22 protein-coding genes are annotated in these 20,380 nt (G+C 52.4%); all 22 read left to right on the top strand.

The genetic code is table 11. From position 1 onward, the window contains the following. Positions 1-23 precede the first annotated feature (23 nt). The gene (gene aroC / locus NNL21_RS04840; RefSeq protein ID WP_204816291.1) at positions 24-1,193 is read left to right on the top strand and encodes a chorismate synthase; all 1,170 of its coding nucleotides are present in this window, start codon (positions 24-26) and stop codon (positions 1,191-1,193) included. Continuing rightward, a complete protein-coding gene (aroB, locus tag NNL21_RS04835) occupies positions 1,193-2,299 on the top strand; it encodes a 3-dehydroquinate synthase (protein WP_204816290.1) in 1,107 nt (368 codons plus the stop codon). The genes aroC and aroB overlap by 1 nt, the downstream gene beginning before the upstream one ends. Positions 2,300-2,303: 4 nt before the next feature. Continuing rightward, a complete protein-coding gene (aroH, locus tag NNL21_RS04830; protein ID WP_204816289.1) occupies positions 2,304-2,672 on the top strand; it encodes a chorismate mutase in 369 nt (122 codons plus the stop codon). A 376-nt stretch (positions 2,673-3,048) separates the two neighbouring features. Beyond that, positions 3,049-4,599: an anthranilate synthase component I gene (gene trpE / locus NNL21_RS04825; RefSeq protein ID WP_204816288.1), complete on the top strand. Its 1,551-nt coding sequence runs from the start codon at positions 3,049-3,051 to the stop codon at positions 4,597-4,599. 6 nt (positions 4,600-4,605) lie between these two features. Further along, complete coding sequence (gene trpD, locus NNL21_RS04820; protein ID WP_204816287.1) at positions 4,606-5,652, top strand: anthranilate phosphoribosyltransferase; 1,047 nt, start codon at positions 4,606-4,608, stop codon at positions 5,650-5,652. Then, the gene (gene trpC / locus NNL21_RS04815) at positions 5,642-6,439 is read left to right on the top strand and encodes an indole-3-glycerol phosphate synthase TrpC (protein ID WP_204816286.1); all 798 of its coding nucleotides are present in this window, start codon (positions 5,642-5,644) and stop codon (positions 6,437-6,439) included. Before trpD ends, trpC begins: the two co-directional genes overlap by 11 nt. After that, positions 6,436-7,131: a phosphoribosylanthranilate isomerase gene (locus tag NNL21_RS04810; RefSeq protein ID WP_256555049.1), complete on the top strand. Its 696-nt coding sequence runs from the start codon at positions 6,436-6,438 to the stop codon at positions 7,129-7,131. The genes trpC and NNL21_RS04810 overlap by 4 nt, the downstream gene beginning before the upstream one ends. Further along, positions 7,128-8,333 carry a tryptophan synthase subunit beta gene (trpB, locus tag NNL21_RS04805; protein ID WP_204816285.1) on the top strand — a complete coding sequence of 402 codons (1,206 nt, stop codon included), beginning with the start codon at positions 7,128-7,130 and terminating at the stop codon, positions 8,331-8,333. Before NNL21_RS04810 ends, trpB begins: the two co-directional genes overlap by 4 nt. Then, positions 8,320-9,126 (top strand): tryptophan synthase subunit alpha, encoded by an 807-nt coding sequence (gene trpA / locus NNL21_RS04800; RefSeq protein ID WP_204816284.1) that lies wholly within the window; start codon positions 8,320-8,322, stop codon positions 9,124-9,126. The genes trpB and trpA overlap by 14 nt, the downstream gene beginning before the upstream one ends. A 193-nt stretch (positions 9,127-9,319) precedes the next feature. Beyond that, a complete protein-coding gene (hisC, locus tag NNL21_RS04795) occupies positions 9,320-10,417 on the top strand; it encodes a histidinol-phosphate transaminase (RefSeq protein ID WP_204816283.1) in 1,098 nt (365 codons plus the stop codon). Between the two features lie 4 nt (positions 10,418-10,421). After that, positions 10,422-11,513 (top strand): prephenate dehydrogenase, encoded by a 1,092-nt coding sequence (locus NNL21_RS04790; protein WP_204816282.1) that lies wholly within the window; start codon positions 10,422-10,424, stop codon positions 11,511-11,513. Positions 11,514-12,072: 559 nt separating this feature from the next. After that, entirely contained in the window at positions 12,073-12,669 is a 597-nt protein-coding gene (locus NNL21_RS04785) for an RNA polymerase sigma factor (protein ID WP_204816281.1), read from the top strand. Continuing rightward, positions 12,666-13,268 carry an anti-sigma factor gene (locus NNL21_RS04780; RefSeq protein WP_204816280.1) on the top strand — a complete coding sequence of 201 codons (603 nt, stop codon included), beginning with the start codon at positions 12,666-12,668 and terminating at the stop codon, positions 13,266-13,268. The genes NNL21_RS04785 and NNL21_RS04780 overlap by 4 nt, the downstream gene beginning before the upstream one ends. Positions 13,269-13,344: 76 nt before the next feature. Continuing rightward, on the top strand, positions 13,345-13,935 hold the full coding sequence (locus NNL21_RS04775) for a histidine phosphatase family protein (RefSeq protein WP_204816279.1): 591 nt from the start codon (positions 13,345-13,347) through the stop codon (positions 13,933-13,935). Between the two features lie 143 nt (positions 13,936-14,078). Next, complete coding sequence (locus NNL21_RS04770; protein ID WP_204816278.1) at positions 14,079-15,293, top strand: hypothetical protein; 1,215 nt, start codon at positions 14,079-14,081, stop codon at positions 15,291-15,293. Between the two features lie 298 nt (positions 15,294-15,591). Continuing rightward, positions 15,592-15,774 carry an IDEAL domain-containing protein gene (locus NNL21_RS04765; RefSeq protein ID WP_204816277.1) on the top strand — a complete coding sequence of 61 codons (183 nt, stop codon included), beginning with the start codon at positions 15,592-15,594 and terminating at the stop codon, positions 15,772-15,774. Positions 15,775-15,915: 141 nt separating this feature from the next. Beyond that, the gene (locus NNL21_RS04760) at positions 15,916-16,338 is read left to right on the top strand and encodes a DUF2487 family protein (RefSeq protein ID WP_204816276.1); all 423 of its coding nucleotides are present in this window, start codon (positions 15,916-15,918) and stop codon (positions 16,336-16,338) included. 243 nt (positions 16,339-16,581) lie between these two features. Further along, entirely contained in the window at positions 16,582-17,115 is a 534-nt protein-coding gene (locus tag NNL21_RS04755; RefSeq protein WP_204816275.1) for a QcrA and Rieske domain-containing protein, read from the top strand. A gap of 18 nt (positions 17,116-17,133) precedes the next feature. Continuing rightward, positions 17,134-17,805 carry a menaquinol-cytochrome c reductase cytochrome b subunit gene (gene qcrB / locus NNL21_RS04750; RefSeq protein ID WP_204816274.1) on the top strand — a complete coding sequence of 224 codons (672 nt, stop codon included), beginning with the start codon at positions 17,134-17,136 and terminating at the stop codon, positions 17,803-17,805. Positions 17,806-17,827: 22 nt separating this feature from the next. Further along, complete coding sequence (locus tag NNL21_RS04745; RefSeq protein ID WP_204816273.1) at positions 17,828-18,706, top strand: c-type cytochrome; 879 nt, start codon at positions 17,828-17,830, stop codon at positions 18,704-18,706. A gap of 57 nt (positions 18,707-18,763) precedes the next feature. Next, the gene (locus NNL21_RS04740) at positions 18,764-19,414 is read left to right on the top strand and encodes a DUF1405 domain-containing protein (protein WP_204816272.1); all 651 of its coding nucleotides are present in this window, start codon (positions 18,764-18,766) and stop codon (positions 19,412-19,414) included. A gap of 36 nt (positions 19,415-19,450) precedes the next feature. Beyond that, a complete protein-coding gene (locus NNL21_RS04735) occupies positions 19,451-20,371 on the top strand; it encodes a sporulation protein YpjB (protein WP_204816271.1) in 921 nt (306 codons plus the stop codon). Positions 20,372-20,380 lie beyond the last annotated feature (9 nt).

The following is a 20,380-nucleotide window of genomic DNA, read 5'->3' as shown; positions in this document are numbered from 1 at the left end:
TAACGCTTGGGAGGAGCTTTAGCGTGACTTTACGTTATTTAACAGCAGGAGAGACTCATGGACCGCAGCTGACAGCGATTATCGAAGGGCTGCCGAGCAACTTGAAACTTGACTTTGAACAATTGAATTTTCAATTGCAGCGCCGGCAGAAGGGTCACGGACGGGGCAAGCGCATGCAGATTGAGAAAGATACAGCGGCGATTGTCGGCGGCGTTCGTCATGGTAAGACAACAGGTGCTCCTGTTGCACTGGTAGTAGCCAACAATGATTGGAAGCATTGGACGACGGTGATGAACATCGAGCCAATCGAAGGCAGCGATGAAGATAAGCGGCGCGTTCACCGCCCGCGCCCAGGTCATGCGGATCTGAATGGCGGATTGAAATATAATTTGAAGGATCTGCGCAATGTCCTGGAGCGTTCCAGTGCCCGTGAGACAGCGGCCCGCGTCGCAGTCGGTGCCGTAGCGCGCCAATTCTTGGCTGAATTCGGAATTAAAGTGGCCGGGCAAGTCATTCGCATCGGCGAGATCCAAGCCCCGCCTAACGATCTTCCGGTTGATGAGCTGATCCGCCTGACGGAAGAATCTGTCGTTCGGGTTGTCGATAAGGAAACCGAAGAGAAAATGACGGCCTATATCGATCAAATTAAAGCGGATGGCGACTCCATTGGCGGTATCGTGGAATGCATTATCGAAGGTGTTCCTGTTGGTCTGGGAAGCCATGTTCAGGCCGACCGGAAGCTCGATGGCCGGATCGCACAGGCTGTTGTATCGATCAACGCGTTCAAGGGCTGTGAGATCGGGATCGGCTTTGAAGCCGGGGTACTGCGCGGCTCGCAGGTTCACGATGAAATTATGTATTCGGAGGAGCGCGGCTATTACCGGGCAAGCAACCGTTTGGGCGGCTTCGAGGGCGGTATGACCAATGGTGAGCAGATCGTTGTGCGCGGCGTAATGAAGCCGATCCCAACGCTGTATAAACCGTTGCAAAGCGTTGATATCGACACGAAGGAGCCGTTCACGGCGCAAGTAGAGCGGTCCGATGCTTGTGCGGTACCGGCAGCGAGCGTCGTAATGGAGCATGTGGTAACTTGGGAAGTTGCGAAGGCATTCCTTGAGAAATTCGGCGGGGATTCCATGGAGGAGATCCACGCTAATTACAACAACTACTTGAAACAGCTGGAGCAGTACTAATGGGAGAGCCAAGGGTACTTACTGTTGATATGGGAGAACGCTCTTATCCGATCTATATCGGCGAGGGCTTGATCGATCAAGCAGGTAAACGATTTGCCGAGCACGGAATCAGCTTGAAATCGCCGATCCTGATTGTAACCGATGAGAACATAGCAGCCGGAAATCATCTCGCACACTTAGAATCCAGCCTGAAACAAGCGGGATTCACCGTCAGCACCGCTATTGTGCCTGCTGGAGAGAGCTCAAAGTCACTGACTGTCTTCCAAGAGCTGGTCACGCATGCGCTGCAGGCGGGGCTCGACCGCAAATCGACGATTGTCGCCCTTGGCGGCGGCGTCGTCGGGGACTTGGCCGGGTTCGTCGCGGCCTCTTATATGCGCGGCATTAAATTCGTCCAAGTGCCGACCACGATTCTCGCGCATGACAGCAGCGTTGGAGGCAAGGTGGCGGTGAATCATCCGCTAGCCAAGAACATCATCGGCGCCTTTCATCAGCCGGAGATGGTTCTCTATGATCTGAACACGCTGCAGACACTGCCTAAACGGGAAGTGAGCGCAGGTCTCTCTGAGGTTGTGAAGCACGGCCTCATTTGGGATGCGGATTTTGTAGCATGGTGCGATGAGAACGCGGAGCGGCTGCTGGCACTGGACCCCGAAGCGCTGGGCTATGCTTTATATAAAGGCTGCAGCGTCAAAGCTGCCGTCGTATCCAAGGACGAACGCGAGAATGACCTGAGGGCGATCCTGAATCTCGGACATACCATCGGTCATGCTCTCGAAGCTGTAGCCGGATACAAGCAGCTGCTCCACGGCGAGGCGATTTCGATCGGCATGGTCGGTGCGGCCCGCTTGGCTGTGAAGCTGGGGGCATCCGAGCAGGTGTACACGGTGACCAAGCATGTCCTATCAAGAGTCGGATTACCGGTCAGATTGCCGGTGGATCTGGATACGGACCTGATTATGGATGCTATGAAGCATGACAAGAAATTTCAAGAGGGTTCTATGACGTTTATCGTACCCGTAGCGATTGGCCGAGTCGAAATCAATCATTCCGTCTCCGCATCGCTTGTACGCGAAATCGTAGAACAAATGAAACAGGAGGCATAGACGCATGAGTGTTCGAGGAATACGAGGCGCCATTACCGTGGACGTCAATGAAGAACAACCGATTTTACAAGCAACGGCAGAATTGCTCCATGATATCGTGAAAGCCAATGCCATCCTGCCGGACGATATCTGCAGCGTGCTTGTTACGGTAACCAACGATCTGGACGCGACGTTCCCTGCGCGTGCCATCCGTTCGATGGAGGGCTGGGAGCTGGTTCCGCTAATGTGCGCGTTGGAGGTGCCTGTCAAAGGCAGCCTCGAAAAATGCATACGATTGATGGTGCTGGTCAACACCGAGAAATCGCAAAAGGATATTGAGCATATCTACTTGGGTCACGCGCAAGCGCTTCGGCCGGATCTGGCGAAAGCATAGTTTAACCGCATACTGGCAAGACATAAATGTCTTTACAGATTCGTTAAGAACGGACGGTTGACGAATTCGACCGTGCTAGTGTATAGTGTTGTCATACTTATTGAACCGTTTTAGAGATGAGCCGAGAATGTAGCGTTTGTGATTAGAGATGAGATGAGCCCAGATTAGCTGAGCCGAGCGTAAGTAACGAGAAGACGGAACCAGGTGCGGGCACCTGCCGTTTGTTCTGCCTATTGAGGCCGATGACGGTAGTTTTGAGCTTGCTGTTGAATCCGATCTCTTTGTCGGCACTCTTCTTCTATCTTTTAACACGAACACTCCTGCCTCGGCGGGAGTTTTTTTTATTTTATTGATCCGATAAGAGGAGTGGGTAGGCATGAATAACGAGCTGCAGCAGGTTCTTCGGTTAGCGGGGAGCTATAATCTAATTCCGGTCGTGCGTCATGTCATGGCAGACACGGAGACGCCGATTCGATTGTTTCAACATTTCTCCCGCGAGCGTCACGCCTTTCTGCTAGAGAGCGTGGAAGGCGGAGTCAAATGGGCGCGTTATTCCTATATCGGCACCGACCCATTCATGCTCATACGGGGCCAAGATGGGGAAATGGTCATTGAACAGCACGGTGAGAAACGCGTACTTCGTGACAAGCCGATTGAACTGCTTAAAGCTCACCTCCGTTCGTACCGCAGCCCATCCATTGCCAATTTACCGTCCTTTACAGGGGGGGCAATCGGGTTCTTCGGATATGATTTGCTTCAATATTACGAGAAGCTGCCCGCGCATCGCGTCGACGATTTGAACATGAATGATTTGCAGTTTATGTTTTGCGATCAAATCATCGTGTTCGATCATTTTAAACAGCAGATTCAAGTGATCGGTAACGTGCATATCAAGGAAGGCGCTTCGGATCCGGATATCGAAGCTGCGTACAACCGAACGATTGCCCGGATCGAAGAGAACATTGAGCGGCTGCAGCAGCCGATGCCGACCTCACTCATGGCAGGCGGCGCCGTACCTACAGACCCGGACCTTGGGGAAGTTTGCTCCAACGTGACGAAGGAGCAGTTTTTGTCCAATGTGGATCAAGCGAAGGAATATATCCGGGCGGGCGATATTTTTCAAGTGGTATTATCGCAGCGGTTCAACATTGAAACGGAAGTTGATCCGCTCCATGTCTATCGCGTACTGCGGACGATGAATCCATCGCCGTACATGTATTACTTGAAAATGGACGACGAGGTAATCGTGGGTACTTCTCCAGAGGCGCTTGTGAAGGTTGATGGTGACCGGGTGGAAACCCGTCCGATAGCGGGGACGCGGCCTCGAGGCAAGACCCCTGATGAAGATTATGCATTGGAGCTGGAGCTGCTAGCTGATGAGAAGGAGCGTGCGGAGCATCTGATGCTCGTGGATCTGGGACGTAACGACATCGGCCGTGTGGCGGAATTTGGTTCGGTCCATTGCGACGCGTATATGGAGATCGAACGTTACTCCCATGTCATGCACATCGTTTCTAATGTGTCGGGCAAGCTGCGCGAGGATAAAGACTTCTTCGACGCCTTCGTATCCTGCATGCCGGCAGGCACGGTATCCGGGGCACCTAAGCTGAGGGCGATGGAGATTATCGCGGAGCTGGAGAACGAGGCGCGCGGCGCCTATGCCGGTGCCATTGGTTACCTCGGATTCGGCGGCAGCTTGAACACATGCATCACGATTCGGACCATCATCTTCAAGCATGGGAAAGCGTATGTTCAAGCGGGAGCGGGCATCGTATGGGATTCCGTTCCGGAGAACGAATATACCGAAACCGTGAACAAGGGCATGGCCATGCTCAAAGCGATACGGGCTGCCGAAATTGTTTTTGCACCGCAGAAGCGGGGCGTTAACATGATTAACGTCGATTATTATGCAAACGCGAGAGGATGAGCGGAGATGATATACGAAACGATGACGATGCAGGGAGCACTGGCTTCAATCATGAGCGGGAAGGATCTGACCCGTGACGAAGCGCGTTCGGTCATGGGGATCATCATGAGCGGAGAAGCGACAAGCGCACAGATCGGAGCCGTCATTACGGCTCTTCGCATGAAAGGCGAGACCAAGGACGAAATTACGGGGTTTGCCGAGTCGATGCGCGAACATTCGAACCGTGTCATTGCGAAGCAGGAAGGGCTGTTGGATACTTGCGGAACAGGCGGATCCGGCATTCATAAATTTAATATCTCGACGGCTTCCGCGATGATCGCTTCGGCAGCCGGCGTTCGCGTGGCTAAGCACGGCAATCGAGCAATGTCCGGTAAGGCGGGAAGCGCAGACGTATTGGAAGCGCTCGGCGTGAATATTACACTGTCCGCAGAGCAAGCGGCCAACTGCCTGGAATCGATCGGGATCTGTTTCATGTTCGCTCAGCTCTACCATCCTTCGCTGAAGCATGCGACCGGTCCGCGACGGGAAATCGGAATCCGGACTATATTCAATATGCTGGGGCCATTGACGAATCCGGCAGGTGCGGATCGTCAGCTCCTTGGTCTCTATGATCGTACGCGGACAGAGACAGTCGCGGAAGTGCTCGGCGAGCTGGGCCTCAAACGCGCCATGGTCGTCAGCAGCCATGATGGGCTGGACGAGATCAGCATTTCGGCCCCGACCCAAATCTCCGAGCTGCAGGATGGGGTCGTAAGAACCTACGACATCACGCCGGAAGCCATTGGCTTAAGCATGTGTTCCTTGTCCGAAGTGATTGGCGGGGATGCCTCCGTGAATGCACAGATCATTCGCCGCATCTTCAACGGAGAAGAGAGGGGAGCCTACCGTGAAATCGTGCTGGCGAATGCAGGCGCATGCATCTATGTGGGCGGCGCAGCCGCTTCACTGCGGGATGGCGTAGACATAGCCTCGGCTGTGATCGATTCCGGTAGAGCGGCTGAGAAGCTGAGTAAATTGATTGAAACGACAGGAGAGGTAGCCCATGTTTCTTGATAAGATTGTAGCCACCAAACGAAACGAGGTCGCCGATCTCTCAGGACGCTTCTCGTTGAATGACGCAGAAAAGCGCATTGCCGGAATGCCCGGATGCCTTGGCTTTGAACGGGCCATTACAACTGACCGCAAGCGTCCTGTCGGCCTCATCGCCGAAGTAAAGAAGGCTTCGCCATCCAAAGGGCTCATTCGGCCGGATTTTCATCCGGTGAAATTGGCACAGACATATGCTTCGGCAGGAGCGGACTGCATTTCGGTGCTGACCGATGTGGATTATTTTCAAGGCTCCAATGCTTACTTAAGCGCCATACGGGAAGCGGTGAAGGTTCCCCTGCTTCGCAAAGATTTTATTATCGACTACCGTCAAATCTATGAAGCTAGGGAAATCGGCGCAGATGCCGTCCTGCTGATTGCCGCTATTCTGAGGCAGTCGGAGCTGTCGGAGCTTTATGATATCGCAAAATCGCTGGGCTTGGATGTTCTGGTTGAGGTTCACGATCGCGTAGAGATGGAGACCGTGCTGGAACTGGATAAAGCGACCCTAATCGGAATCAATAATCGGAATTTGCAGACATTCGCCACAGATTTGACCACGACGGAGTCCCTGATCAACCTGGTACCGCAGGGGATTACCGTCATTAGCGAGAGTGCGATATCGAAGCCGGAGGACATCGCGTACGTGCAATCCGTCGGGGCAAAAGGCGTGCTTGTCGGCGAGCATTTTATGCGTCAACCTGATGTTAGGGAAGCGGTCGATCAGCTCATGGGCCGGGTAACCGTCTCTTGAGCGGCGGCAGCTCGCAGCAGGAACGGACAGATGTCCGGGTTAAGATCTGCGGACTTCAGGATATCGCGACGATACGAGCGATGGACGGACTGCCTGTGGACGAAATCGGCTTTGTATTCGCGAAGAGCCGGCGGCAGGTAACACCGGAACAAGCAGGTTCACTGATTGATGAAGTAAAGAAGCTCAGCACCCCATCCGGACAGACTCCTCGAACGGTCGGTGTATTCGTCGGATGCAATCTTGCGGATCTCCGTGAGCTGCTGAGCCAAGCACCGCTGGATGTGATCCAGCTTCATGGAAGCGAATCTCCAGAGCTGTGCGGAGCGATCAAGCGGGAGATTGGTGTTGAGGTATGGAAAGTTTTTTCCGTCTCGGCGAATGACGACGGATCGGTATCTCCTTCCAGCCGATTGAATGCCTATCGGGGGACAGTAGATGCCGCGCTGATCGATACGGCGGGTGGAGGAACCGGTCAGACCTTCGCGTGGCATGTGATCGAGGATTATGCCGAAGCGGCTAAATCGATCGGCGTCCCCTTGTATGTAGCGGGCGGCCTCTCTCCTCATAACATTAGGGAGCTGCTCGATGCGCATCCAGCAGATGGCGTCGATGTATCCAGCGGTGTTGAAACGGATGGCAGCAAAGATACGGAGAAGATCAAACAATTCGTGAAAAGGGTGAAACACATATGAATCAAGTTCCAGACGAGAATGGGCGTTTCGGTAAATTCGGAGGACGTTATGTGCCGGAAACACTGATGAACGCGCTGCTAGAATTGGAAGAGGCTTACCGCCATTATTCCAAAGATCCGGCGTTTATTGCTGAAGTACGTTATTTGCTTCATAAATATTCGGGAAGACCAACTTCGCTTTATCATGCGGAACGGTTATCGAACCATTTGGGCGGTGCTCAGATTTATTTGAAACGCGAAGATTTGAACCATACCGGTGCACACAAAATCAATAACACGATCGGCCAAGGCGTTCTCGCCAAACGGATGGGAAAGACGAAGATTATTGCCGAGACGGGCGCTGGCCAGCATGGTGTCGCTTCGGCAACGATTGCAGCTCTGTTAGGGCTGGAGTGCAAAGTATTTATGGGTGAAGAGGATACGAAGCGTCAAGAGCTGAACGTATTCCGGATGAAGCTGCTCGGCGCGGAGGTCGTACCGGTACTGTCCGGTACCCGTACACTTAAGGATGCTTGTAATGAAACGCTGCGTTACTGGGTCAGCAATGTGAATGATACGTACTATATTCTGGGTTCGGTCACAGGCCCGCATCCATATCCGATGATCGTCCGCGATTTTCAGCGTATTATCGGAGATGAGTCGCGCGAGCAAATTATGAAGGAAGCCGGCCGGCTTCCGGATTACGTGGTCGCTGCGGTCGGCGGCGGCAGCAATGCCATCGGCATGTTCTACCCGTTCATCGGCGACGAGTCCGTGCGTATGGTCGGCGTTGAGGCGGCGGGCAAAGGCGTGGAGACCGATGAGCATGCGGCGACGATGACCAAGGGTCGCCATGGGGTCTTCCAAGGTTCTCTGAGCTATGTGCTGCAGGATGATTATGGACAAGTACAGCCGGCCCATTCGATATCGGCAGGGCTGGACTATCCTGGCATCGGACCGGAGCACGCCTATTTGAAGGATACGGACCGGGCGCAATACGTACCGATTACCGACGCTGAAGCGCTTGAGGCACTGCAGCTGCTTTCCAAGACGGAAGGCATTATTCCGGCATTGGAATCCGCACATGCCATCGCTCAAGTGATGAAGCTGGCGCCAACGCTGGGTAAGGATCAGATCGTCGTAGTGAGCCTATCCGGCCGCGGCGATAAAGACGTACAGGCCATTATGGGCTATTTGGAGGGAACCGGACATGAATCGCATTGATGCCGCTTTTGAACAGCTAAGGAGTAAGGGGGAGAGTGCGCTTATTCCGTTCCTGACGATTGGCGACCCTGATCTGGCTACCTCTGTGGAGATCATTCAGGCCTTGGAGGAAGCGGGCGCCGACATGATCGAGCTGGGCGTGCCGTATTCCGACCCGCTGGCTGACGGACCTGTCATTCAACGTGCCTCCGAGCGGGCATTGAAGAATAAGATTTCCATTGTCGATTGTATACAAGTGGCAGAGGATGCACGCCAAGCGGGAGTTAAGCTGCCCTTCATCTTATTCACATACTATAATCCGGTTCTACAGTTCGGGCTGGAGCCTTTCTTCAAGCATATAACGGAAAAAGGGATCAGCGGCCTTATCATCCCTGACCTTCCTATTGAAGAAGACGAGGAAGTGCGTCAATTGGCCGAGGCGGCTGACATTCACCTCATTCCTCTAGTCGCGCCAACGTCGAACGACCGCGTCACCCGCATTGCAGGCAAGGCGCGCGGCTTCGTGTATTGCGTATCTTCACTTGGCGTAACCGGCGTTCGTTCCGACTTTCATCAGGGCATTGATGAGTTTCTGTCCACCGTTCGAGGGGCGACCAATACGCCGATTGCAGTCGGGTTTGGCATATCGAGCAGGGAGCAGGTTGAGCGGTTCGCCAAACAGAGCGATGGCGTGATCGTCGGCAGTGCTATCGTTCGCAAGATCGAGGAAGTCCTTCCGCTGCTGTTAACGGAGAGCACGAAGCAGGAAGGCCTGGCGCAGATCAAGGCATTCGTCAGCAGCCTGAAAGGTTAAGCAGCAAGCATCTTACGTATATACAGGACTCTTCATCCACTAATAGAGCCCTTCTGTTGGCAGCTGCCTTCAGGAGGGCTTGTTTCTTTCGTAGGATGAAGGGGAAAACACTTTAAAACGCAGACAAGATATGAGACAATGTTTATCGTAGGTTTTTACGAAGAACAGCCCATTATGACGAGGTGACAATGGAATGCAACCAAAAAACAGTATCGTACATTTGCCCGTATACCAACCCGGTAAACCGGTTGAAGAAGTGAAACGCGAGCTCGGCTTGACGGAGGTCATTAAATTGGCGTCCAACGAAAATCCGTTCGGATGCTCCGAACAGGCGAAGGCTGCCATTCAAGCGGAGATTGCCAATACGAGTATCTATCCCGATAGCTTCAGCACGGCGCTTGCGGCCGCCGTAGCGGATTATTTGCAGGTGGATCGTAAGCAGCTTGTGTTCGGAGCAGGCTCCGACGAAGTTATTCTCATGCTTGCACGCGCTTATTTGGTGCCAGGCGACGAAACGATTATGGCTGATGAAACGTTCCCGCAGTACAAGCACAATGCCGAGATCGAAGGCGCAACCTGCATCGAAGTGCCGCTTAAGGACGGGAAGCATGATTTGCCGGCCATGCTGGCTAAAGTGAACGAGAAAACCAAGATCGTATGGATCTGCAACCCGAATAATCCAACCGGTACAATTGTAGGCAAGGACGAGCTGGAAGAATTCATCCGCGCGGTGCCTTCGAGTGTTATTGTCGTGCTGGATGAAGCTTATGCGGAGTATGTGACGGACGCATCATACCCGGACAGCATCAACTACCTTGGCGAATTCAAGAACGTGATTATTCTGCGTACGTTCTCCAAAATTTACGGGCTTGCCGCACTACGTATCGGTTACGGCGTCGGGCATCCGGATTTGATTCATTATATCAATCAGGTTCGTGAGCCGTTCAACACGACTCGTTTCGCACAAGCAGCGGCGACGGCTGCGGTGGCGGATACGGCGTTTATTGAAAGCTGTAAGGAGCGCAACGCCCAAGGGCTTGCTTATATGATGGCTGAATTCGATCGTCTTGGCCTCAGCTATTTCGAGCCTCACGGCAATTTCATCATGTTCGATGTGAAGCTTCCTTCCCAGCAAGCATTCGACGGACTGCTTCGCAGAGGGATCGTATCGCGGGCACGCTGGTCGTACTACCCTACGCATATCCGCATAACCGTTGGCAGCCAGGAGCAGAACGAGAAGTTCATCCGGGCACTGGAAGAGGTGCTCCAAGAAGCGGCGGTGCTGGGGTAATATTATGACAAAAATAGCAATATTCGGCGTCGGACTGATCGGCGGCTCCCTTGCCCTATGCTTCAAGGGCAAACCGGGATTAACGGTCGTCGGTCACTCGGTACGCGAATCATCCGTGGCTAAATACGTGGCAAGGGGCGTCGTCGATCATGCGACGACCTCCATGCGCGAAGCGGCTGAAGGCGCGGATTTTATATTTCTGTGCGTGCCGGTGGGCACGCTGGAAGACTATTTGAACGAGCTTGGCCGACTACAGCTGAAGCTCGGCTGTATTATTACCGACGTGGGAAGTACGAAGGTATCGGTCGCGGCATGCGGCAGGGCGCTGCAGCAAGAAGGCGTTACCTTCATCGGCGGACATCCGATGGCAGGCGGGGAACGCTCGGGCGTGGAAGCGGCCTCCTCGTATTTGTTCGAGAATGCATTCTACGTTCTGACGCCGGACCCTTCAACACCGCAGCAGGAAGTCGACAAGCTGACGGGTCTGCTCAAGCTGACGAATGCGCATATCGTACATGTGAATGCCGAGCAGCATGACAATATTGTCGGAGCCATTAGTCATTTGCCGCATATTATCGCCGTCGCGCTTGTAAATCAAATTAGCCGTTACAACGATTCTAATCCGTTGTACAGTGTCCTGGCCGCAGGCGGCTTCCGGGACATTACCCGCATTGCGTCCAGCGAGCCGGTTATGTGGCGCGATATTCTAATCAATAACCGCAGCATCCTGCTCAGGCTGCTGCAGGATTGGAACATGGAGATATCGGCCTTCATTCAATTGCTCGAAGAAGAGAATGGAGCCGGCATCGAGCGTGCCTTTCAAGAAGCCGGCGAATTCCGTAATCAGCTTCCAGAGCGCCGTAAAGGCATGATTCATTCCTTATACGAATGCTATGTTGATGTACCCGATCATCCGGGGATCATCGGGAAAATTGCCACGGAGCTCGGCAATGACCGGATAAATTTGAGCAACATGCAGATTATCGAGAGTCGTGCGGACATTCCAGGCGTACTGCGGATGTCTTTCCGAACGCAGGAGGACCTGGACCTAGCCGTTGCCAAGCTGGGTCAAATCGGCTATCCCGCACATTTTTAAATGAGGAAGACGACCGATCTCCATGAGCAGGGAATCCTTCATTGCTCACCAGCGGTAAGATACAAGCCGGCTAGACAGGCCATTCATACTGTCTAACCGGCTTTTCTTATGGATTAAATTATATTTTGAAGGAAATGAAAACGCTTATTGACAAAATGAAAACGTATACATATAATAAAAGTACAGTATGGTTTCTCTCCACTCCTATCCAAATCCATCGCACATTGTGCGGGCCGCCTTTCGAGGCGGTCTTTTTTTTGCTTTGCAGCGTAAGGATTCATGTAGGGGTAAGGAAGGGTATAGAAACTTTTGGGAAATTTTTAGGCCGTCAGCCATCCAGGCGTGGTACAATGGATTTGCTGATTGTAAAATTATGGTTGAATTAGGGTGTGTCGAAAGAAGCAGGAATTTGGACTTATCTCTCGAATTGTATCCTATTGTACATTGCATACATAAGTTTCAAGCTTTTTGAACGGAGAGCGCAACTTTTTCTTTTCGGTTCGGTACAATTATATACCGGACTGGGATGGACTCCGAAGGCCAAGGAGGGTCGCCCGCAATGACCGATTCCCAGTTAATACGCGAAATCAAGGACGGTAATGTACAGCTCTTTTCGGAATTGATGCGGCGCTACCAACGTAAGATCCTTGCCTTTATCTATCACATGCTGAAGAGCTCGAAGCTTGAGCTGCTCGCAGAGGATATGTGCTCGGAAACGTTTTATAAAGCGTATCGCAGTCTGCACTCGTTTCGCGAGGTAGACGCTTCGTTCTCGACTTGGCTGTATACCATAGCAAGAAATACGGTGCTTAGCGAGCTTCGCAAGCAAAAGACAGGAAATGTTTCTCTTGATGAAATTAGTATCATGCCGATAGCCTCGTTGGACTCTGGGCCGGAACACCGCCTGCTCCAAAGCGAGAGGATGACGATGGTGCGTGAAGCGATAAACAATCTTCCGGAGAAACAGCGCTCGGCGCTTATTTTGCGTGAGTACGACCAGTTGGAATACCAAGAGATTGCCACGATTCTCGGTCAAACGGTCAGCTCCGTGAAATCGCTCCTATTCCGCGCACGCAACAGCGTGAAAGTCCAGCTGGAGCCGTATTTCGGCGATACGCCGTTTCTGGAACAACACGAGGGGATGAAAATGCGATGAAATGCCTGGATGTCCAGCAATCTTTCGGCGTTTATTGGGATTTGCCAGAAGACGATTCGGAACGGCAGGCTGTTGACGAACATCTTTTAACCTGTGTGGAATGTCGGGAAGAATTCCGCATATGGGAAGAAAGTGAGCAGCTGATACGCCAGTTTTCCGAATACGAAGATGAAACCGGGCCAGTCGATCACGTGAACCGCGGAGTCATGGACCGGATTTATGCCGAGCAATCTTGGTTTATGCCTGTCCAAAGCCGAACTTATCAATTCACCAAATCATTCCGCCGCAATACAGCTGCCGTCATAGCTTGCTGTATGGCGATGTTTATATGCGGATTATTCTTCTTACTGATGGGCAATGATGATTCTGCATCTATAGAAGTAGCGAAGCTTACAGGCTTGCTTGAGACGGCGAATGCCGCCAGCGATGCTTCATTGATCGGGAACGATTTCTATGCGGACGTGCCGGTAGCCAGCATCAGCGAGCCTATTGTACTTAATGTAGTCCCCACCATTCCGCAGTACTGGATTGCCTTATCCTTGCTTGGCATGGTGATGACACTGCTTACTCTAAATTGGTTGTCTCGGACGCGTCACTGACCGTATGAGCGATTTGCGTTGCTCCAGCAGCTCGTTGCTGGAGATTTTTCATTTTCGGTTGCGAGGGGGCGACAGCATGCGGATCGGATTGATTCGACATGGCAAGACAGATTGGAATGCGTTAGGGAAAATACAGGGCCAGACCGATATCCCATTGAATCAGGAGGGCATTCGGCAGGCGACGGCTTTGGCGGCGCGGTTGTTCCAAGAACTGCGTCAATGGGATGCGGTCATCTCAAGCGATTTGCTGCGCGCGCACAAGACAGCCCAAATTATCGCAGATCGGCTTGGCATCCCGCTGCTTCCCAGCGATGAGCGGCTGCGTGAACGGTATTTTGGGGAAGTTGAAGGTACGACCGAGGAAGAACGGCTTGTAAAGTGGGGAAAGGATTGGCGCTTGACCGATTGCGGGCAAGAAACGGATGATGCCGTGAGGAAGCGGGCACTCGATTTTATTAATGATGCCTACAAGCGGATGCCAGACCAGAATTTGCTAGTCGTAACGCATGGCAGTCTGCTCGCCCAGCTGCTCCGTGTCATGTGCGAGAAGCTCGAAGATAAGCCGATCGGCAATATGGCCTACTCGATCATGGAGCGCTCAGGAGACGGCTGGGAGCCGCTGCTTCACAATTGCACGCTGCACCTGGAACAACCCCAGAGCCGGTAAGCTAGTGCCGATATACTCATACTGCCGCCTGTCGCATGAATTGCGATATGGCGGCTTTTTTTGTGGAGTTGTTATTAAATGCCAACAATCTTCCCATAATGGAGGTAAACGTAATTGAATAGTTAGGGATTGGAGGATGGAAAATGAACTTGGCGGATATGCTCAGTTATGCGGATATCGGTCAGCTTAGCCGGATTGCCACAACGTACCGTTGTGAATGCAACGGGCATTCCAAGAATGAGCTGATTCAGTCCATCCTGCAGGCGGTTGGCCGGAGAGAAGTGTTCGAAGCGCAGATTGGTTCCATGAAGCTTGAAGACCTGCGGTTTATGAACTCGTTATTGTTCGATCCCCGGGATGCTTTCAGTTTGGAAGAACTGATCGCTAGAGTACAGCAAAGCAAATTCGGCGATGTTCAGCCGGTTCCAGAGTCTTCAGCACATCCAACGGCTCAAGCAAAGGATGCAAAAACGAAACGGACGGGCACCAAACGGACCAAGGCTGCAAAGAATCAACCCATCCCTGAGACCGGGCCGCGGGAAACCATATCCCGGTTCAAACAATATGGCTGGCTGTTCAACGGTTTTACCGGTCCCAACCGCTATTTATTCCAGCTTCCGGCCGATTTGAAAATTCGCTTCCGTGAAACGCTTGAGCGTAAATTCAGCGCCCAGCTTAGCTATGCGGACGATGACCCCCAGGCTTATCGCGATGAACAGCAGCTGCTCGGCAGCGACGTATCGGAGATGCTCACCTTCATTTATCAGAACGAAGTTCAGCTTACCTCCGAAGGTGCCATGTATAAACGTGGGGTCCTGCAAATTATTGACCGGCTCGGCGTCAGGGAGCTGCTTCCGGCCCGCGGTGAATGGCGGTTCGGATATGGCAGAAGAATGAAGGAATACCCGAATCGGATGTCGTTCATCTATGACTATTGCTACTTCAACGGCTGGATATCCGAAACCGGCTTGGTGCTCAGCCTGACAAGTGAAGGCATGAAGCGGCAGGCTGAGCTTAGACCGGAGCAGCCGGACAAGCTCTACCGATTCTGGCTGCGGCTGTATAAGAACGCCATTCCGAATCTGCGTTCACTCGTTCATTGGATCGATAAGTTGTCGACGCGCTGGGTGAGTGCGGACTCGTTGAAGCATGCGCTGACTCCATTCATCAAACCGTATTATTACGACAACGCGGAGACCATCTTCGAACAACGGCTGAGCGGTATGATGCTGCACCTGGGACTGATTCGAATCGGCGAGCATCATGAGCTTGGACGCGTGATCCGCATGACACCGCTTGGACGTGCCGTGATAGCCGGGCTTAATCTCGAGGACGAGGAAGCTATTGTGTTGGATTGAGAGGGGGGCGTCCTGCTTGCCCGTCTCGTATGGGCGGAGGCACATTCCTTGTCATAAGGGCAAACGTACGCAACGGCAGCATTCCAGACTGAATATGATTTACTAGAGGCCGGTATGTCGGACAGATTGAAATACATGCTTGAGCCTATATGCTTTCACTTGCATCGCCTGCTTAAGTCGACTATGAACGGACATCTAAAGACGACGGGCATCGTGGGAGAAGGACGATGAAGAGCGTTTGTGGCGCAAGGAAATGAATATAGGATCTCTTTAACCGAATTGCTTGGAGGTGTATCCTATGGACAAAATGAAAGTATCGTACGAGGCGATGCTTGGACTTGTCGCAGAAATGGTGCTTGACGAGGCTGTCTTAAAATATCGAACGGACCGATTGTATCAAGCGATTGATCACGCATTGGCATCAGGAGATAAGGATACGTTCCATCGGTTGACAGACGAATTAAAAACGCTGTATGCCTAATGGCGCATAAAGACCTGCTATTCGCCCGGATTGCGATCCGCATGCGAATAAGGGGTCTTTTTTTTGCATGAACGAATGTGATAGGATTAGAGAATGTTAAGGCAGAATAGGGATGTTGACTGACGTAAAGGACAGGTGAATATGAAATTTAGCGAGCTATCTCCTGATCAATGGGCTGAGCTGCAGCCTTATCTGGATACAGCGGTGCTGCCGGTAACCGGCTTGACAGGAGCTGAGATGCCGTTTCAAGCGACCGAAGCTCTCGAGCGGCTGCGGGATGTGCTGTACCAGATTGAAAGTCCGTTCAAAGGAAGAATCGTGACGTATCCGGCATGCCAATACGGCGACCTGACCGATAACGCGGGCAGGCAGGTCGAAGCGATATGCGCGAAGCTGAAGCAAACGGGGTTCCGGTATGTCATTATCGCGGCTGCTTTCCCGGTGGATCCCCGCAGCGAGCTCATCCCTTCAGCGGATTTGCTATTCGGGACAAGCACGGATGGCTTGCCGCCGGCAGCCGAGACCGTGAGCGAAGCCGTAAGAAGAATTTGGCTGGGTCAATAAGCTGGAATCGGTTATCGGGTGAATAAGCCATCCTTAGATGGGGAAAAACAAATCCCAGACGAGGTCAAATGTGACAAAATGATAACAAATTAAAAAACCGTTTTTGTTCCGTTGTGATTATGTGCCACCGTATTCTTGACGCTCCAAAGCACCTAGGCTATTATAGGTAATGTCCTAGTTCGTCATACGTTTTGCCGGTGGGCAAGACGCAAGATATGGTTGGCAAAGGGGGTAGAACAGAAGATGAGTAACCACGAACAACACGAAAAAGCGCATAAATCGGTGAAACGGAACGAAATGTCCCGTCGTCAATTTTTGTCGTATACGCTCGGAGGCGCGGGCGCATTCATGGCGGCAGGCATGGCGCTGCCGATGATTCGCTTTGCGGTTGATCCGATTTTGAAAAAGAAAGAAAGCGGTACATACATTAAAGTGGTCGAGGAATCCAAGATCACGAACGAGCCGCAGGAGTTCAAATTCAAAATTCACCAGGTCGACGGTTGGTATGTGAGCGATCCTGAGCTGTCCGCATGGATTTCCAAAGATGATCAAGGAAACTTCTTTGCGCTCTCGCCTATATGCAAGCATTTAGGCTGCACGATCACTTGGAACACGGAAAAGAACAATGAATACGTGTGTCCTTGCCATAACGCTCACTATACGAAAGACGGCAAAAACTTGACCGTCGCTCCGAAACCGCTTGACGAATACGAATTGAAGCGCGAGAATGGCTGGGTTTATCTTGGACCGGTCAAGCCTAATACACGGGTACAATAAAGGAGGGCGTAGGCTCAGATGTTTAAAGGTGTTTACAACTGGATTGATGAACGTCTCGATATTACGCCGATGTGGAGGGACGTGGCCGACCATGAAGTGCCGGAGCACGTTAACCCTGCGCACCACTTCTCCGCATTCGTGTATTGCTTTGGCGGTCTGACGTTTTTTATCACGGTTATTCAAATTTTGTCCGGTATGTTCCTGACGATGTACTTCGTGCCAGATATCATCAACGCTTACAAGAGCGTCGACTACCTGCAGCACAAGGTCGCCTTCGGCGGTATCGTTCGCGGTATGCATCACTGGGGCGCAAGTTTAGTTATCGTCATGATGTTCCTGCATACGCTCCGCGTCTTCTTTACAGGCTCCTACAAGGCGCCTCGCGAGATGAACTGGGTCGTCGGGATGCTTATTTTCTTCATCATGCTCGGTCTGGGCTTCACAGGTTACCTGCTTCCATGGGATAACAAAGCATACTTTGCTACGAAGGTCGGTATTCAGATTGCGGAATCCGTTCCGTATATCGGTGTTTACATTAAAGAATTGATGCAGGGCGGCGAGATTGTCGGTGCGGAAACACTGACGCGCTTCTTCGCGATTCACGTCTTCTTCTTGCCAGGCGCGCTCCTTGCGCTTCTAGCGGCTCACTTCTTTATGATCCGGAAGCAAGGCATTTCGGGACCACTATAAGCCGAAGGGAGGCAATTTGCGAATGGCACACGGCCACAAATCGAACGAAAAAGTCGTATTCGTCGGCGATTCCAGGGTAAAGAAGAAACCAGGCGGATACGATACAGTACCGCCGGACTATTCGGCTTATCCGGGTAAGTCGGAAGCATTCATTCCGAACTTCCTGCTGAAGGAATGGATGGTCGGCGTCGTTGTTCTCGTCGGCTTCCTCGTTCTGACGATCGCGGAGCCGGCACCGCTCGGTTACCCGGCGGATCCGACGAACGGGGCATTTATTCCGATGCCGGACTGGTACTTCTTGTTCCTGTATCAATTTTTGAAATATCCGTATGTAGCGCAAGACTATGTCGTTCTCGGAACGATCGGCATTCCGGGTATTGCATTCGGTGCGTTGTTGCTAGCGCCGTTCCTGGATACCGGTAAAGAGCGCCGCTTCTACAAACGTCCGATCACGTCGATTCTTATGCTCTTGTCACTTATCTCGCTGTTCTATCTTACGAAGCAATCGTGGGATCATTACACGCATGAGCTTGAGAAAACGAACACGATCCCTGAGCATCATCTTCGCGAAGAGAAAGCTCGCGAAGCGGCTGAGAAAGGCCAAGGAGAAGGCGGAACCCAGGAAGAAGCTGCTGCGATTCCGATCGTGGACAAGAATGATCCCGTAACGGATATTCTGAAGGCTCGTTGTCTGGGCTGCCACGCACCAGATATGAAAGGCAATGAAAGCGGAGGTATTCCGGGCTTTAATGGCGTAGGCGATCGTCACTCGAAAGAGGAGATCGTCGATATCATTACGAACGGCAAGAACAACATGCCGGCTCAGAAAGACCAGCTTTCCGCCGACGAGATTGAGCAAATCTCTACTTGGATGGCCAAGCAAAAAGCGCCGGCCGAATAAGCAAACGCAAAACCTGATCGTAATCTGCGATCAGGTTTTTTTTAAGGAGAGTTGTCCATGTCGACCCTATCATGGTTTTGGAGCCGTGCGCTGCTGATGAACAGATCCTTTCTATGGCTGCTGTTTACCGTCAACGCGCTTGGCACGATATACGGTTATATCTGGTACGGCGATCAGCTAATCGAAACCTATGAGCATAATCCGGCATGGCAGCTCATATTCGTTCCGGATAGTCCGACGGCAAGCTTGTTTTTTACATTGGCCTTGCTGTACCTGCTCTTCCCTCCGAAGCGGGCGCTGACGGGACCTGCAAAGTTTCTGCGCTCAGCAATTGAAGCGTTGGGCGTCGTGACATCGATCAAATACGGCATTTGGGCCGTTGCAATGATTATTGCGGGCGCCATGAAAGGCAGTCCGATGGTATGGGAGAATTATATGCTGATCGCCTCTCATCTGGCGATGGCCATCGAAGCGCTGCTGTTCACCCGATTCTTCGCCTATGGCGTTGCCGCGGCATTCGGGGCGGCATGCTGGCTGTTCTTGAATGATATGATCGATTATTCGTACTACATTTATCCCTGGCTTCCGCAGGTGCTGGATGATATTCTGCCGGACGTTCGGAATTTCACAGTAGGCCTGACGTTATTCAGTTTCCTGTTGACCGTGCTTGCTATTCGCCTAGCCCAGCGTTCAAGAAGTCTAAATTAGGACATCCCCTCATACATTAGTATGGGGGGATGCTTTGTGAAAAGGTCGATAATCTCATTACTATTCGCTGCTCTATTATCGGTGGCGATTGGCGGTTATAGTTGGGACAAGGTATCGGCGGCGGCCGAGGTTCCTAATTCAAAGTCGCCGGATCTGACGGCCGCTAGAGCGGATGCGCTCTTCGTCAAATTAGCGGACCAAGTATACGCCGCAGCTAATGCCGGCAATCGCCAGCTTGCTTATTCAATGGTTAACCGGCTGGAGCAAGCTGCCGCCAAGCCGGAAATCCGCAATATTGGCAATCTGCCAGGCTGGGAGGCTTTCGACCGTAGTTTACGCGATGCCAGACAGGCATTAAGCGATGATAAGGGGAATGCGGCATATTTGCAAGCTGCGAGATTGAAACTCGCTGCCGATGCTTTATTCCGGAAGGCGCCGTTATGGCTGCAATACCGCGAGGTGTTGAAGAACGACCTTGTTCGGATGCGCCAAGCTTGGTCTGCACAAGGTATCGACCGGCCGGCGGCCGCACTGGCGAATTTGAATGTTCTTCAGCTTCATTCGAAGCGGATCGAGGTGGCGGCTCTCATGGGGCGCCCGCAGGAGCAGGTTCGCGCGTTCTATGACCAAATTGAGCGCACGGAACGTATTCTGGCCTTTGCTTCGAGCCATAAGGAACACAAGCGCCTTGTCGAAGGTGCTTTCATAGCACTCGATCAGACGGTTGAAGCGCTTTTCGTTACCAATGCTGCTGTGGCCGAAGCTCCGCTTCCTGCAATGCTGCCGCAAACGATCCGTGATGCGCGGAGGGGCAAAGAGCAGCTGGCCACCATGTATATTTCGGCGTTCGTGCTCGGCGTACTGGGCTATGCCGGCTGGAGAAGGTATCGATTCGATCAGAATCACGGGGCGGCCTATCCGCCAACCGGCTTCTCTGATGAGGCTCGCCGCCGCTGATGGATCGTG

The organism is Paenibacillus mendelii, assembly GCF_024498075.1.
Classification (GTDB): domain Bacteria; phylum Bacillota; class Bacilli; order Paenibacillales; family Paenibacillaceae; genus Paenibacillus_Z; species Paenibacillus_Z mendelii.
This window is presented reverse-complemented; position numbering and strand designations above follow the sequence as displayed.

Coding starts and splice junctions, on each gene's coding strand:
- qcrB (WP_204816274.1), top strand. CDS start 17,134: ATGTTTAAAGGTGTTTACAACTGGATTGATGAACGTCTCGATATTACG.
- NNL21_RS04790 (WP_204816282.1), top strand. CDS start 10,422: ATGACAAAAATAGCAATATTCGGCGTCGGACTGATCGGCGGCTCCCTT.
- trpE (WP_204816288.1), top strand. CDS start 3,049: ATGAATAACGAGCTGCAGCAGGTTCTTCGGTTAGCGGGGAGCTATAAT.
- NNL21_RS04745 (WP_204816273.1), top strand. CDS start 17,828: ATGGCACACGGCCACAAATCGAACGAAAAAGTCGTATTCGTCGGCGAT.
- NNL21_RS04780 (WP_204816280.1), top strand. CDS start 12,666: ATGAAATGCCTGGATGTCCAGCAATCTTTCGGCGTTTATTGGGATTTG.
- aroB (WP_204816290.1), top strand. CDS start 1,193: ATGGGAGAGCCAAGGGTACTTACTGTTGATATGGGAGAACGCTCTTAT.
- NNL21_RS04785 (WP_204816281.1), top strand. CDS start 12,073: ATGACCGATTCCCAGTTAATACGCGAAATCAAGGACGGTAATGTACAG.
- NNL21_RS04770 (WP_204816278.1), top strand. CDS start 14,079: ATGAACTTGGCGGATATGCTCAGTTATGCGGATATCGGTCAGCTTAGC.
- NNL21_RS04775 (WP_204816279.1), top strand. CDS start 13,345: ATGCGGATCGGATTGATTCGACATGGCAAGACAGATTGGAATGCGTTA.
- NNL21_RS04740 (WP_204816272.1), top strand. CDS start 18,764: ATGTCGACCCTATCATGGTTTTGGAGCCGTGCGCTGCTGATGAACAGA.
- trpD (WP_204816287.1), top strand. CDS start 4,606: ATGATATACGAAACGATGACGATGCAGGGAGCACTGGCTTCAATCATG.
- trpB (WP_204816285.1), top strand. CDS start 7,128: ATGAATCAAGTTCCAGACGAGAATGGGCGTTTCGGTAAATTCGGAGGA.
- NNL21_RS04765 (WP_204816277.1), top strand. CDS start 15,592: ATGGACAAAATGAAAGTATCGTACGAGGCGATGCTTGGACTTGTCGCA.
- hisC (WP_204816283.1), top strand. CDS start 9,320: ATGCAACCAAAAAACAGTATCGTACATTTGCCCGTATACCAACCCGGT.
- NNL21_RS04760 (WP_204816276.1), top strand. CDS start 15,916: ATGAAATTTAGCGAGCTATCTCCTGATCAATGGGCTGAGCTGCAGCCT.
- NNL21_RS04755 (WP_204816275.1), top strand. CDS start 16,582: ATGAGTAACCACGAACAACACGAAAAAGCGCATAAATCGGTGAAACGG.
- aroH (WP_204816289.1), top strand. CDS start 2,304: ATGAGTGTTCGAGGAATACGAGGCGCCATTACCGTGGACGTCAATGAA.
- trpC (WP_204816286.1), top strand. CDS start 5,642: ATGTTTCTTGATAAGATTGTAGCCACCAAACGAAACGAGGTCGCCGAT.
- trpA (WP_204816284.1), top strand. CDS start 8,320: ATGAATCGCATTGATGCCGCTTTTGAACAGCTAAGGAGTAAGGGGGAG.